The sequence below is a fragment of the Streptomyces sp. NK08204 genome, assembly GCF_020400585.1.
Classification (GTDB): Bacteria; Actinomycetota; Actinomycetes; order Streptomycetales; family Streptomycetaceae; genus Streptomyces.
Genome location: NZ_JAINVF010000002.1, coordinates 119,000 through 133,081, shown reverse-complemented (window position 1 = coordinate 133,081; position 14,082 = coordinate 119,000). Strand labels below are relative to the sequence as shown.

Below are 14,082 nucleotides of genomic sequence, written 5' to 3'. Positions count from 1 at the left end.
GGACCCCGGCGAATCCAGCGTCGGGGTCCCTTCGCGTCCGGCGGCTCCTCCGGCTTGCCTCCGCGGCTCCTCGGGCTTGCGTCCGTCGGTTTCCGAGGCCGGCCCTCTCCTGCGCCGGCGCCCGCTCTCAGTCGTGCCAGGCCCCGAAGTCCTCCAGCAGGCGCTGGAGGGGCTCGAAGACCCCCGGGCTGCCGGCCACCGTCAGATCACGTGAGGGACGCCCTTGGGGCCGTCCACCGGTCAGTGCGCCCGCTTCCCTGGCGATCAGGTCCCCCGCGGCCATGTCCCACGCGTTCAGCCCCCGCTCGTAGTACCCGTCGAGCCGGCCGCAGGCCACGTCGCACAGGTCGATCGCCGCCGAGCCGCCGCGCCGGATGTCCCGCACCAGGGGAATGAGGCGGGCTGCCACCTCGGCCTGGTGGGCGCGGACCTCGGCGACGTAGTTGAACCCGGTGGAGACGAGCGCCTGCTCCAGCGGGGGTGCGGGACGGCAGGCGAGCGCCCGCTCGCCCTCCCACGCCCCCGTGGCCCAGGCACCCCCGCCGCGCACCGCGTGGTAGGTCTCACCGCGCATCGGGGCCGCGACGACCCCGACCACGGCCTCGCCGTCCCGCTCGGCGGCGATGGACACCGCCCAGGTCGGCAGGCCGTACAGGTAGTTCACGGTGCCGTCGAGCGGATCGATCACCCAGCGGACTCCGCTGCTGCCCTCGACGGCAGCGCCCTCCTCCCCCAGGAAACCGTCGTCGGGGCGGGCGCCGCAGATCAGGTCGGTGATCAGCTTCTCCGCCGCGATGTCCATCTCGGTGACGACATCGATCGGGCTGGACTTGGTCCTCGCCACGGCGAGGTCGTCCGGGCGGCCGTCGCGCAACAGCTCCCCGGCGCGGCGGGCGGCCTCCTGGGCGAGTTCGAGCAGTTCCCTGTGCAGGGCGTCGGTCACGGGTGTCCTCATCAGGCGTAGGGGCTGTCGGAGCCCGCGGCGGCCGGGTGCGGGGTGCGGGCCGGGCAGCAGCCGGCCGGGCACAGCTGGTGGCTCGGGCCGAGGGTGCCGAGGGCGCAGGGGGTGACGTCCTCGCCCCGCTCCACGGCGGCGCGCTCCAGGATCAGCTCGCGGACGGCAGCGGCGAACCGGGGGTCGGCGCCGACCGTGGCCGAGCGGCGCACGGGCAGGCCCAGCTCCTCCGCCTTGGCCTTGGCCTCGGTGTCGAGGTCGTAGAGGACCTCCATGTGGTCGGAGACGAAGCCGATGGGCGCCATGACGACCGCGGGAACCCCGGCGGCGTGCCGCTCCTCGAGGTGGTCGCAGATGTCCGGCTCCAGCCACGGGATGTGCGGGGCCCCGGAGCGGGACTGGTAGACGAGCCGCCACGGGTGGCCGACGCCGGTGCGCATCCGGACGGCGTCGGCGATCAGCCGGGCCACGTCCAGGTGCTGCGCCACGTAGGCGCCGCCCTCGCCGTGCGCCTCGACGGGGCCGGAGGTGTCGGCTGCGGCGGTCGGTACGGAGTGGGTGGTGAAGGCGATGTGGGCGCCCTCGCGGACGTGCTCGGGGAGGTCGGCGAGGGCGCGGAGCACCCCGTCGATCATGGGCTCCACGAAGCCCGGGTGGTTGAAGTAGTGCCGCAGCTTGTCGATCCTGGGCAGCTGCAGGCCCTCGCTCTCCAGGGCGGCCAGCGCGTCGGCGAGGTTCTCGCGGTACTGACGGCAGCCCGAGTAGGAGGCGTAGGCACTGGTGGCGAGCACCAGGATGCGGCGGCGGCCGTCGGCGACCATCTCGCGCAGGGTGTCCGTGAGGTACGGCGCCCAGTTGCGGTTGCCCCAGTAGACCGGCAGGCCCAGGCCGTGCTCGGCGAAGTCCTTGCGGAGGGCGTCCAGCAGGGCGCGGTTCTGGTCGTTGATGGGGCTGACCCCGCCGAACCGGAAGTAGTGCTGTCCGACTTCCTTGAGGCGTTCCTTGGGGATACCGCGCCCACGCGTGACGTTCTCCAGGAACGGGACCACGTCGTCCGGGCCTTCGGGGCCGCCGAAGGAGAGCAGGAGCAGGGCGTCGTACGGGGTGGCATCGAGCGCGTCTGGCATGTCTCGATCCTGCCACCCGGCAGTGACGGCCGGGAAAACCGGGTGCGCTGAGGGTGACCCGCCCGTAAGCTGTGTCGACACCTTTCACGCCTTACGGAGCGCCGCGTGCCCAGCCCCTACCGCGCCCTGTTCGCCCAGCCCGGCACCAGAGCCTTCTCCACCGCCGGGTTCCTGGGCCGGCTGCCGATGTCGATGATGGGCATCGGGGTCGTCACGATGGTCTCGCAGCTCACCGGGCGGTACGGGCTCGCGGGCGCGCTGTCGGCCACCCTCGCCCTGTCCGCCGCGGCGATCGGACCGCAGATATCCCGGCTGGTGGACCGGCACGGGCAGCGGCGGGTGCTGCGCCCCGCGGCCCTGGTCGCCCTCACCTCGGCGGCCGGGCTGCTGCTGGCCGCGCACCGGCGGTGGCCGGACTGGCTGCTGTTCGTGTGCGCCGGCGGCATCGGCTCGGTGCCGAGCGTGGGGGCGATGGTCCGGGCTCGCTGGGCGGCCCTGTACCGGGGCACGCCGAAACTGCACACCGCGTACTCGTTCGAGTCGGTCGTCGACGAGGTCTGCTTCATCGTCGGGCCGATCGCCTCCATCGGCCTGTCCACAGCCTGGTTCCCGGAGGCGGGCCCCCTGCTGGCAGCCTCGTTCCTGGCCGTCGGCGTCTTCTGGCTGACCGCCCAGCGCGCCACCGAGCCCGAGCCGCACCCGCGCGCGCGGGACGGCGGCGGTTCGGCGCTGCGCTCGGGCGCCCTCCAGGTGCTGGTGGCGACCTTCATGGCCACGGGGGCGATCTTCGGGGCGGTCGACGTGGTCACCGTGGCCTTCGCCGACGAACACGGCCACAAGGCCGCCGCGAGCGTGGTCCTCGCCCTGTACGCGGCGGGCTCCTGTGCGGCCGGGGTGGTCTTCGGGCTGCTGCGGCTCGCGGGGGCACCGGAACGCCGGTGGCTGCTGGGTGTGACGGCGATGGCCGTGAGTATGATCCCCCTCCTACTGGTCGGAAACCTGCCGCTTCTGGCCGTGGCGCTGTTCGTTGCGGGGCTGTCCATCGCGCCGACGATGGTCACGACGATGTCCCTCGTCGAAGAGCACGTACCTCGCGCGCGGCTCACCGAGGGCATGACCTGGGTGAGCACCGGCCTGGCGGTCGGAATCGCGCTCGGCTCCTCCGTGGCCGGCCGGGTGATCGACTCGGCCGGTGCGCACGCCGGGTACGGGGTTCCGGCTGTGTCCGGTGCCGTCGCGGTCGTGGTCGGTTTCCTCGGGTACCGCCGGCTGCGCAGGCCGGCCGCGGGTCGGGGAGGCACCGTTGAGCAGCACGGCGAGCGGACAGAACGGCACGTGGCGTAACTGGGGCGGCAATGTCTCGGCGCGCCCCGCGCGGCAGGTTGCGCCGGCCTCCGTGGAGGAGCTGGCCGCGGCGGTGCGCCGGGCCCGTGAGGACGGCCTGAAGGTGAAGGCGGTCGGCACCGGGCATTCCTTCACGTCGATCGCTGCCACCGACGGACTGTTGATACGCCCTCAACTGTTGACCGGTATCCGCAATATCGACCGGCAGGCCATGACCGTCACGGTCGAGGCGGGCACCCCGCTCAAGCGACTCAACGCGGCTCTGGCGCGCGAGGGCCTGTCGCTCACCAACATGGGCGACATCATGGAGCAGACCGTCTCCGGGGCCACCAGCACGGGCACCCACGGCACGGGCCGTGACTCGGCCTCGATCGCGGCGCAGATCAAGGGACTCGAACTCGTCACCGCCGACGGCTCGGTGCTCACCTGCTCGGAGAACGGGACCGAAGACGAACGCGCGGTCTTCGCGGCAGCCCGCACAGGCCTGGGCGCACTCGGCATCGTCACCGCGATCACCTTCGCCGTGGAGCCCCTCTTCCTGCTCACCGCACGCGAGGAGCCGATGCCGTTCGACCGGGTCCTCGCCGAGTTCGACGAACTCTGGGCCGAGAACGAGCACTTCGAGTTCTACTGGTTCCCGCACACCGGCAACACCAACACCAAGCGCAACAACCGCAGCGCGGGCCCCGAGCAGCCGATGGGGAAGTTCGCCGGCTGGTTCGAGGACGAGTTCCTCTCCAACGGCGTCTTCCAGGTGGCCCAGTGGGTCGGGCGCGCGGCCCCCGCCGCCGTTCCGGCGATCGCCCGGGTCTCCAGCAAGGCCTTGTCGGCGCGGACGTACACCGACATCCCCTACAAGGTCTTCACGTCGCCGCGCAGAGTGCGCTTCGTGGAGATGGAGTACGCCGTCCCGCGCGCGGCCCTGGTGGAGACACTGCGTGAGCTGAAGGCCATGGTCGACCGCTCCGGACTGCGCGTCAGCTTCCCGGTGGAGGTGCGCACCGCCCCGGCCGACGACATCACCTTGTCCACCGCCTCCGGCCGGGACAGCGCGTACATCGCCGTGCACATGTACCGGGGCACGCCGTACCAGGCCTACTTCACCGCCGCCGAGCGCATCTTCACCGCGCACGAGGGCCGGCCGCACTGGGGCAAGGTGCACACCCGGGACGCCGAGTACTTCGCCCGGGTCTACCCGCGTTTCGGCGAGTTCACGACGCTTCGGGACCGCCTCGACCCGGAACGTCTGTTCCAGAACGACTACTTGAGGAGGGTTCTGGGGGCGTAGGACCCACAGGTCCGCCGGCCGCGCGCCGGCACGAAAACCATTGGTTCCGATTCCGGGGCCTGCGTGAAGTTCGCCACCTTCGTGACCGGCGGAACCCGGTCGCGGGCGGCCAAGTCGCACGCCTTGCCAGAAGTTGGGCGGCGCGCCAATCCACGCACGTGGTCCAAATGGAGTACTGTTGCGAGCCCTGGGTCCGGTCTCCCACCAGGGTGCCCGCGGCCTTGTAGGACCGCCGGGAGGGGGCTAGTTGCACAGGGTGACGAATTTCGTCACTTAGCGTTGCGAATAGGTAACCGTGCCATAACGGCGGTCCAGGGCCCGTGCCCGACACGCCGGGCAACTCGGCAAGGTTGTGGCAGGCTGCACCCGGGCAGGCCACACTCGACTAGCGGAAGCAGCGACGCACGTGACGTCGGCAGGCACCACCCGGGAGGTCCCCATGCCCGAACTGCGTGTCGTGGCCGTCTCCAATGACGGCACACGGCTGGTGCTGAAGGCTGCCGACTCTACGGAGTACACGCTTCCGATCGACGAACGGCTCCGCGCCGCCGTGCGCGGCGACCGGCCCCGCCTCGGCCAGATCGAGATCGAGGTGGAGAGCCATCTCCGCCCGCGTGACATCCAGGCGCGTATACGCGCCGGTGCCACCGCCGAAGAGGTCGCCCAGCTCGCCGGTATCCCCGTCGACCGGGTCCGGCGCTTCGAGGGTCCGGTGCTGGCCGAGCGGGCCTTCATGGCCGAGCGGGCCCGCAAGACCCCGGTCCGCCGCCCCGGCGAGAACTCCGGCCCCCTGCTCGGCGAGGCCGTGCAGGAGCGGCTGGTGCTGCGCGGCGCCGAGAAGGACACCGTCCAGTGGGACTCCTGGCGCCGCGACGACGGCACCTGGGAGGTCATGCTCGTCTACCGGGTCGCGGGCGAACCGCACTCGGCGAGCTGGACCTACGACCCGCCACGGCGGCTCGTCCAGGCCGTGGACGCCGAAGCGCGCTCGCTGATCGGCGAGTCCGACGACCTCGCCGTACCGGAGCCGAGCTTTCCGTTCGTGCCGCGCATCGCCCGGCTGCCGCGCGACCGCTCGATGGACCGTGCCCTCGACCGGGGGGACCGGGAGCGGCCGAGCCTGCCCGCGCAGTCGTCTGAGCCCCCCGAGGAGACCACCACGGGCGAACGCGACTCGCTGACCAGCCTGCTGGAGGCGGTGCCGAGCTTCCGCGGCGACCTGGTGGTGCCCGAACGCCCTTCGGAGGCCTCCGATGAGGCGGCCGAGCAGACCGCGGCGGAGGAACCCCCGGCACCCGCGGCCTCGGCCGGCTCGGCCTACGCGGACGTCCTCATGCCGCGCTCCGTCGGCAGCCACCGCGACCGGCTCATCGGCGCCACCGACCGCCAGGCCGAGGCCGACGGCGTCCGCCCCGGCCGCCGGGCCGCCGTCCCGAGCTGGGACGAGATCGTGTTCGGGACGCGGCGCAAGAAGCAGGAACAGAGGGAGTAGCGGGAGCATCCGGAGCAGTAGGAGTACGGCCGTACGACAGCCGAGTGAGAGGGCACGCCCTGCGCCCCCTCACTCGGCTGCGCGCCTGCCGCTACTGCGGGTCGGGCCCCACGGCCACCGGGCGGGACGGGTCGGCGGACCACTCCGACCAGGAGCCCACGTAGAGAGCCGCCGGAACGCCCGCCACCGCGAGGGCCAGCACCTCGTGCGCCCCCGAGATACCGGAGCCGCAGTACACGCCCACCTCGGGCGCCTCGAGCGCCCCCAGGGCCTTGAAACGGTCCCGCAGTTCGGCCGCGGGCAGGAAACGGCCGTCGGGGCCCACGTTCTCCGTCGTCGGCGCCGACACCGCCCCCGGGATGTGTCCGCCGATCCGGTCGATCGGCTCGACCTCGCCGCGGTACCGTTCGCCCGCGCGCGCGTCGAGCAGCAGACCGGAACGCGCCAGCGCGGCGGCACCGTCCGCGTCGAGGAAGCCCGCGGCGTCCGGCTCGGGCACGAAGTCACCCGCCGCCGGGGACGGCACCTCGGTCGACAACTCGCCCTCCCAGGAAGGCAACCCGCCGTCGAGTACCCGCACGTCCGGGTGACCCGTCCAGCGCAGCATCCACCAGGCGCGCGCCGCGGCCCAGCACTGCCCGCCGTCGTACACGACGACCGGCCGGGCGGCCGACACACCGGCGCGGCGCATGACCGCGCCGAACTCCGCGAGATCGGGCAGCGGATGCCTGCCCTGCTTGCCGGGGGCCGAGGTCAGCTCCTGGTCCAGATCGACGAAGACCGCGCCGGGGATGTGACCGGCCGCGTACTCGGCCCGCCCGTCGAAGGCCGGGGCCCCCGCCGCCTTCGCCATGCTCAGTTGCCAGCGGACGTCCAGCAGGACGGGTGGGTTCGCTCCGGCCAGGTCATGTGCCAGTTCGGTTGCGGTGATGATGGCTGTCATGACGTCCATGCATACGCCAGGGGTGGCCGCTGCGTCCAGGTCCGGCTACTCTGCTCGGCCACACGGCCTCGATCACGGGGCGTACGGGGCCGGACACATGCCGTAAATCTGATGGACACGTGTCGCACATCGCCAAGAAGCGGCGAGAGAGCGGCAGATCGGGCATCCTCCCGGAAGACACCACCGGGCTGCGGCACTGCTCGGCACGCGGCACCGCGGAAGGGTGCGGCACCGGCACGGGCGTGCGCGCGGCAGCGGCACGCCCCTTCCGGGGAGCGGAAGCGACACGGCCACCGCAAGGGGCCGGGGAGAGAGTGATCGATGACCGAGGCACGGGAGTCGGCCGGGCCGTACGTGCGGCATGCGCCCGGCACGCCCTGCTGGGTGAGCCTGATGGTGCACGAACTGGGCACCACCGAGGAGTTCTACGGGGAGCTGTTCGGCTGGGAGTTCCGGCCGGGCCCGCAGCAGCTCGGCCCGTACGTACGGGCGCTGCTCGACGGACACGAGGTGGCGGGCATCGGCCAGCTGCCCCCGGACTACCGGCTGCCGGTCGCCTGGACGCCCTACCTCGCCTCGGACGACGTGGACCGGACGGCCGACTCCGTACGGCTGTGCGGTGGCACGGTGGCCGTCGGCCCGCTGGACGCGGCCGAGGCCGGCCGCATCGCCATCGCCGCCGACCCGTCCGGCGCGGTGTTCGGGCTCTGCCAGGAGGCTGCCGGACTCGCCACGGCGGTCACCGGAGCGCCCGGCACGCCCGTGTGGAACGAGCTGCTCACTTTCGAGACGACCGGCGTCGCCAAGTTCTACGAAACCGTGTTCGGTCACGAGGAGGAGCCGTTGGTCTGCGCCGACTTCGACTACGTGACCCTGCACATCGGTGGGCGCCCGGTGGTCGGCCTGCACGGCGTGGGCCACGCCCTTCCCCGCGACCGGGGGCCGCACTGGCTGACGTACTTCGAGGTCGCGGACACCGACGAGACCCTTGAACGGGTGGTCGAACTGGGCGGCCGGGTACTGCGTCCGGCCCACGACAGCGCATACGGCCGGGTCGCGACGGTCGCGGACCCGGAAGGGGCGGTGTTCTCGGTGGTCCAGAGCCCGCGGTGAGGACTCAGGCGGGCGGAACGGGCAGGACGTCCGGGGACAGCGCCGCGGCGCGTGCGGAGGCGCTCGTCATACGCCGCCGGTGGTGGCGGCGGCACAGCACCTCGTAGCCGACCTCACCCGCGGACTGGTTGACATCGCCGACGACCACCTGGGCGCCCTCGACGACCATCTGGCCGTCTATCGTGCGGGCGTTGTGGGTGGCGCGGGCGCCGCACCAGCACAGCGCCTCCACTTGGAGCACCTCGATGCGGTCGGCGAGTTCCACCAGGCGCTGCGATCCGGGGAAGAGCTTGGAGCGGAAGTCGGTGGTGATCCCGAAGGCGTAGACGTCCAGGCCGAGGTCGTCGACCACACGCGCGAGCTGGTCGATCTGCTCGGGCGCGAGGAACTGGGCCTCGTCCGCGATCACGTAGTCGGCCCGGCCGCCCTGCGAGAGGTGGTCCACGAGGGAGGCGTACAGGTCCTGGCCGTCCTCGACCTCCACCGCGTCGGTGACCAGGCCCAGCCGGGAGGACAGCTTCCCCTGGCCCGCGCGGTCGTCCCGGGTGAAGATCATGCCGACGAGGCCTCTCGCCGAGCGGTTGTGCTCGATCTGCAGAGCCAGCGTCGACTTCCCGCAGTCCATCGTTCCGGAGAAGAACACCAGCTCGGGCATGAGGAGTTGAGCACCTTTCGGTGAGGAGGGACAGCGGGCGGGGTCAGCAGCGGTTCAGGAGCGGACTTCGAGCAGCGGGACCAGCTGCTCCGCCGGAGTCATAGAGCCGTGGTTGCCGACCATGGCGGACTCCTTCGGCTCCCGCTCCGAGGCGACGATCAGGACATTGTCGTGCGCCGCCGCGACCACGTCGCCGATCCTCGGGTACACCCGCGCGTCCACCCGCGGCCCGAACCAGCCCGCCGCGATCGCCTCGTCCCGCGAGGCCACCCAGAACTGTTCACCGAGCACCTCGCGCCAGCAGGTCAGCACGTCGTTCTCGGCGCCCGGCACCGCGTACACGTGCCGGGCCCGGCCCTCGCCGCCCAGCAGGGCGACCCCGGCGCGCAGCTCCCAGTCCTCGTCGAAGTCGATGCGGTGCCGCTCGTCGAAGGGGATGTCGACCATGCCGTGGTCGGCGGTGACGTACAGCGCGCTGCGCGGCGGCAGCTGCTCGGCGAGGCGCTGGACGAGCCGGTCGACGTACATGAGCTGGCCGCGCCAGGTGTCGGAGGCGACGCCGTAGCGGTGTCCGGCACCGTCCAGCTCGGCGTAGTACGTGTACACCAGGGAGCGGTCCCCGGCCGCGAGTTGCTCGGCGGCGAGGTCCATGCGCTCCTCGCCGGTGAGCCGGCCGTGGAAGGTGCCGCCGCTGAGCGCGATCTTGGTGAGGGGGGTGTGCTCGAAGGCGGGCGAGGACACCTGGGCGGTGTGCACGCCGGCCTCGTGGGCCAGCTGGAAGACCGTCGGGTACGGCTGCCAGGAGCGCGGATCGGTGTACGGCTGCCAGCGGAGCTGGTTCATCAGCGCGCCGGTGGCCGGGTCACGGACGGTGTAGCCGGGCAGGCCGTGGGCGCCCGGCGGCAGTCCGGTGCCCACGGAGGCGAGGGAGGCGGCGGTGGTCGCCGGATAGCCGGCAGTGAGCGGGCGCCCGGTGCCACCGCGGGAGCTGCCGAGCAGCGAGGTCAGGAAGGGGGCCTCGTCGGGGTGGGACGCGATCTGCTCCCAGCCGAGCCCGTCGACCAGGAACACACAGACCCGGTCGGCCGGGGCCAGTTCGGGGATCGCGGCGGTCATGCCGGGCACACCCATCCCGGAGGCCAGGGTGGGCAGCAGGTCGGAGAGGGAGCCGGTGCCGTACGCGGGCAGCGGCGCCGTGTCCAGGGCGAGGGGTTCCGGGTGGTCCCAGGCGGAGAGCTGGGACATCAGCGCGTCAGGTCCGCGGTGGCCTCGGAGAGGGCCTGCGCGAAGGAGAGCGCCTGGCGCACCGTCTCGGGGCCGTCCCCGGCCTCGCTGACGCGCAGGCTGAGGTCGTCCGCCGTGGAGTTGCCCGTGTAGCCGTGGTCGGCGTCGCAGTTGGGGTCGCCGCAGGCGGCGGGCTCCAGGTCGATGCGGTTGACCGCGCCCCAGCCGATGGTCAGCACGACCTCGCGGGGCAGGGTGCCCGGGGTGTACTGCTCCGGGTTGGAGACCACCCGGCTGAGCACGACGGAGGAGATCCGGCCGAGCTTCACGGATTCGGTGGAGGTGGTGGCGTACGGCGTCGGGGAGGTGCTGTCGGCCGCCTGCTCGTCGGTGTGGCTGACGATGAAACGGTTCCCGGTCAGGACCAGCACCGTCACATGGCGGCGCACCTCGTTCTGGTCGAACGTCGTCTCCTGGTGGACCAGGTACGACCGGATGGGCTCGCCGCCCACAGCGGCCTCCACCGCCTCGGCCACGAGGGCCGGGTAGTAGCCGCTGCGCTCGATCGCCGCGCGCAGCCCCTGGGTCGTCGTACTGGTCTTGGCCATGGCGTCCATCCTAGTCCGTGGGCAAGGGGGCTCCGGGCCAGTCGCGGGGAGCGGGGGCGGCCCGCGCACCCGCGCCCGGGTGCCTCGGGACGAACCCGGGAAGGATGTCCAGCCGCTCGGCGGCGACCAGGCAGGAGACCGGTTCCGGCCCGCCGCCGTCGGCCTCGAAGGCGACCACGACGGGTGGCGTGCCGCCCAGGGACCGGGTGAGGCGGGCCGTCTCCTCGGCCGTGGGCGCGCGGAAGACGGGGTCCTGGAAGGCGTGCGGACAGCAGACGAACACCGGATCGGCGAAGACCAGCTCCAGGCCGTGATGGTGGGTGAGGTCGTGTCCGGCGGCCAGCCGCAGCTGTCCCACGTCCCAGACGATCACTTCCCAGTCCCACCAGCTGCCCTCGGGCAGCTCCCGTCCGGCGATCTCCATCCGTCCCCCTTCGCCGCTCAGTAGGCCGGCATGGTGCGCGGGCCGAGGTCGTCGCGGACGGGCGGAGGTGCGAGGCGGACGGTGGCGCCGAGGACGCTCACGCCGCGTGCGGCCACGACGACCGGCTCCAGGGTGACGGCGACGACCTCCGGGTGGTCGTCGACCAGCCGGGACACGCGCAGCAGCAGCTCCTCCAGGGCGGGTGTGTCGACGGGCGTGGAGCCGCGCCAGCCGAAGAGCAGCGGTGCCGTCCGGATCGAGCGCACCAGAGACGTCGCCTCCCGGTCGGTGACCGGGATCAGCCGGTGCGCCATGTCCCCGAGCAGTTGCGAGGCGGCCCCGGCAAGCCCGAAGGACAGCACGGCCCCGGCCGCCGGGTCGATCACCGACCGTACGACCGTGTCGACACCCCGGGGTGCCATCCCCTGCACCACCGGGCGCAGCGCCTGCGGGTCCCCGAACAGTTCGGACAATTCCGCGTAAGCGCGGCGCAGTTGCTCCTCGTCCGCCAGGTCGAGCCGTACGCCGCCCAGGTCGGCGCGGTGTCGGAGGTGCGGGGCGGTGGCCTTGAGGGCCACCGGGTAGCCCAGCGAGCGGGCGGCCTCTGCGGCGGCGTCGGCGGTGGGGGCGGGCAGCGCCCGGCGGACGTGGATGCCGTACCTGGCGAGCAGAGCGCAGGTCTCCTCCGCGGGGATGGTGAGCCCCTCCCCGCGCGCGAGCAGCTCGCCGATCAGCTCGGCGGCACCCTTCTCGTCGATGTCGTCGTACTCCGGAACCTTGCCGGGATCGGCGGCCTCCCGCCGCCACTGCCCGTACTTCACGGCTTCGGCGAGAGCCCGCACGGCCCGCTCGGCGGCGGGGTAGGCGGGGATGAGGCGCCTTTCCCCAGGAGCCGGGGTCTGCGGCAGGACGGCCCCGGCGGCCGGCGGACGTTCCGCAGGGCGACGGGGGTCTGCCCGCTCCGGCGGGGCGGGGCGGGCGCCGCCCTCGGCGCCGGGTGCCTTCGCGACGGCCTGTGGTGCGGTGCTCGCCGCGGCCGACAACGCCTCCGCCAGTCCGCCCAGCTCCACATGGACCACCAGGACCGGCTTGCCCGGGACCTCCGCCGCCGCGGACCGCAACGCCTCCGCCAGCTCCGCGTCCCCCGGCGACCCCTCCCCGATCGCGGGGATCGCGGTGACCACGACCGCGTCGCACGTGTCGTCGGCCAGGGCAGCGGCCAGTGCCCGGTGGAAGTCCTGCGCGCTCGCCCCGGTCGTCAGGTCCAGCGGGGGCGACGGCCGCAGCCCCTCGGCGAGGCACCGGTCGTACGTCAGCACGCCCAGCGACTCCGAGTTCCCGAGGATGGCCACGCGCGGCCCCCGGGGCAGGGGCTGGCGGGCGAGCAGCAGGCCTGCGTCGACCAGTTCGGTGATCGTGTCCACCCGGATCACGCCGGCCTGCCTGAGCAGCGCGGAGACGGTCGCGGGGGGCAGCCGGGTGGCCCGGACCGCGTGTCCCTGGGGTGCCGAGCCGACTCCCTGCACCACGACCAGTGGCTTCGCCGCCGCCGTCCGCCGGGCGAGGCGGGTGAACTTGCGCGGGTTGCCGAGGGACTCCAGGTACATGAGGACGACGTCGGTCTCGGGGTCGTCGTACCAGTACTGAAGCACGTCGTTGCCGGAGACGTCCGCCCGGTTGCCGGCGGACACGAACGTCGAGACGCCGGTGACCCCGGTGACCCCTCCCCCGCGCCGGTGCAGCCGGGACAGCAGGGCGATGCCGATGGCGCCGGACTGGGCGAACATGCCGATGCGCCCCGGGCGGGGCATCTCGGGGGCGAGCGAGGCGTTCAGCAGGACGTCCGGGGCGGTGTTGATGATCCCGAAGGCGTTCGGGCCGACGAGCCGCATGCCGTGCGCGCGTGCCTGCTGCACGAGCGCGCGTTGCCGCTCGCGCCCCTCGGCTCCGCTCTCCGCATAGCCGGCGGAGAGGACGACGAGTCCCTGGACGCCGTGTTCGCCGCACTCGGCGACCACCGCGGGCACGTACTCGGCCGGGACGGCGACGACCGCGAGGTCGACGTCCCCCTCGATCTCCCGCACCGACCGGTGCGCGGGCGCCCCGTCGACGTCCTTGAGGTCCTCGGGGAAGGCCTGGTTCACGGCGTACAGGCGGCCCGTGTAGCCGGCGTCCCTGATGTTGGACAGGATGCTGCGGCCGACTCCGCCGGGCGCGCGGCCGACGCCGACGACGGCCACGGAGCCGGGCGCCAGCAGTCGTCGCACCGACCGGGCCTCCGCGCGCTGTTCGCGCGCGCGTTGCACGGCGAGGGAGCGGTCGGTGGGCTCCAGGTCGAACTCCAGGCGTACGACGCCGTCCTCGAAGCTGCGCTTCTGCGTGTACCCGGCGTCCGTGAACACCTTGATCATCTTGGTGTTGGCGGGCAGCACCTCGGCGGCGAAGCGGCGGATGCCGCGCTCTCGTGCCACGGCGGCGATGTGCTCCAGGAGGGCGGAGGCGACCCCGCGGCCCTGATGGGCGTCCTGCACGAGGAAGGCGACCTCTGCCTCGTCGGCCGGTGCGGAGGCGGGCGTGCCGCCGGGCCCTATGCGGTCGTAGCGGACGGTGGCGATGAACTCGCCGCCGATGGTGGCCGCGAGCCCCACCCGGTCCACGAAGTCGTGGTGCGTGAAGCGGTGGACGTCCTTGGCGGAGAGCCGGGGGTACGGCGCGAAGAAGCGGTAGTACTTCGACTCGTCCGAGACCTGTTCGTAGAAGCTGACCAGGCGGTCGGCGTCATCGACGGTGATGGGCCGCACGCGTGCGGTGCCGCCGTCGCGCAGCACCACGTCCGCCTCCCAGTGGGCGGGGTACTCGTGCCGGTTCTGCCGGTCCGCCGGGGTCTGCATGAGCCCCAGCGTAAGGCT

General features: G+C 72.9%; 12 protein-coding genes. 4 read left to right on the top strand and 8 right to left on the bottom strand.

Annotated features, from left to right (window positions below):
- Positions 1-127: 127 nt before the first annotated feature.
- Positions 128-943, bottom strand: a complete 816-nt coding sequence (locus tag K7G59_RS03740; RefSeq protein WP_225830367.1) for an inositol monophosphatase family protein — start codon at positions 941-943, stop codon at positions 128-130.
- An 11-nt stretch (positions 944-954) separates the two neighbouring features.
- A complete protein-coding gene (locus K7G59_RS03735) occupies positions 955-2,082 on the bottom strand; it encodes a ferrochelatase (RefSeq protein WP_225830366.1) in 1,128 nt (375 codons plus the stop codon).
- Between the two features lie 105 nt (positions 2,083-2,187).
- Here K7G59_RS03735 and K7G59_RS03730 point away from each other — a divergent pair, with 105 nt between their 5' ends.
- The 3 genes from K7G59_RS03730 to sepH all read left to right on the top strand — a co-directional run bounded on the left by K7G59_RS03730 (position 2,188) and on the right by sepH (position 6,206).
- Positions 2,188-3,426: an MFS transporter gene (locus K7G59_RS03730; RefSeq protein ID WP_225830365.1), complete on the top strand. Its 1,239-nt coding sequence runs from the start codon at positions 2,188-2,190 to the stop codon at positions 3,424-3,426.
- Positions 3,386-4,714, top strand: coding sequence for a D-arabinono-1,4-lactone oxidase (locus K7G59_RS03725; protein ID WP_225830364.1), 1,329 nt, complete (start codon positions 3,386-3,388; stop codon positions 4,712-4,714). The genes K7G59_RS03730 and K7G59_RS03725 overlap by 41 nt, the downstream gene beginning before the upstream one ends.
- Positions 4,715-5,153: 439 nt before the next feature.
- A complete protein-coding gene (gene sepH / locus K7G59_RS03720) occupies positions 5,154-6,206 on the top strand; it encodes a septation protein SepH (protein WP_225830363.1) in 1,053 nt (350 codons plus the stop codon).
- 91 nt (positions 6,207-6,297) lie between these two features.
- Here the strand turns inward: sepH and K7G59_RS03715 are convergent, their stop codons facing one another.
- The gene (locus tag K7G59_RS03715) at positions 6,298-7,149 is read right to left on the bottom strand and encodes a sulfurtransferase (protein ID WP_225830362.1); all 852 of its coding nucleotides are present in this window, start codon (positions 7,147-7,149) and stop codon (positions 6,298-6,300) included.
- Positions 7,150-7,470: 321 nt separating this feature from the next.
- Here K7G59_RS03715 and K7G59_RS03710 point away from each other — a divergent pair, with 321 nt between their 5' ends.
- Positions 7,471-8,262 carry a VOC family protein gene (locus K7G59_RS03710; protein WP_225830361.1) on the top strand — a complete coding sequence of 264 codons (792 nt, stop codon included), beginning with the start codon at positions 7,471-7,473 and terminating at the stop codon, positions 8,260-8,262.
- 4 nt (positions 8,263-8,266) lie between these two features.
- Here K7G59_RS03710 and K7G59_RS03705 read toward each other — a convergent pair whose 3' ends face one another.
- From K7G59_RS03705 to K7G59_RS03685, 5 genes are read right to left on the bottom strand one after another with little or no spacing between them, the layout of a single operon-like run.
- Entirely contained in the window at positions 8,267-8,917 is a 651-nt protein-coding gene (locus K7G59_RS03705) for a thymidine kinase (RefSeq protein WP_225830360.1), read from the bottom strand.
- Between the two features lie 54 nt (positions 8,918-8,971).
- Positions 8,972-10,162, bottom strand: coding sequence for an alkaline phosphatase family protein (locus tag K7G59_RS03700; protein WP_225830359.1), 1,191 nt, complete (start codon positions 10,160-10,162; stop codon positions 8,972-8,974).
- Complete coding sequence (locus K7G59_RS03695) at positions 10,162-10,758, bottom strand: DUF5998 family protein (RefSeq protein WP_225830358.1); 597 nt, start codon at positions 10,756-10,758, stop codon at positions 10,162-10,164. Before K7G59_RS03695 ends, K7G59_RS03700 begins: the two co-directional genes overlap by 1 nt.
- A 1-nt stretch (position 10,759) precedes the next feature.
- The gene (locus K7G59_RS03690; protein WP_225830357.1) at positions 10,760-11,173 is read right to left on the bottom strand and encodes a hypothetical protein; all 414 of its coding nucleotides are present in this window, start codon (positions 11,171-11,173) and stop codon (positions 10,760-10,762) included.
- Positions 11,174-11,190: 17 nt separating this feature from the next.
- On the bottom strand, positions 11,191-14,064 hold the full coding sequence (locus K7G59_RS03685) for a GNAT family N-acetyltransferase (protein ID WP_225830356.1): 2,874 nt from the start codon (positions 14,062-14,064) through the stop codon (positions 11,191-11,193).
- Positions 14,065-14,082 lie beyond the last annotated feature (18 nt).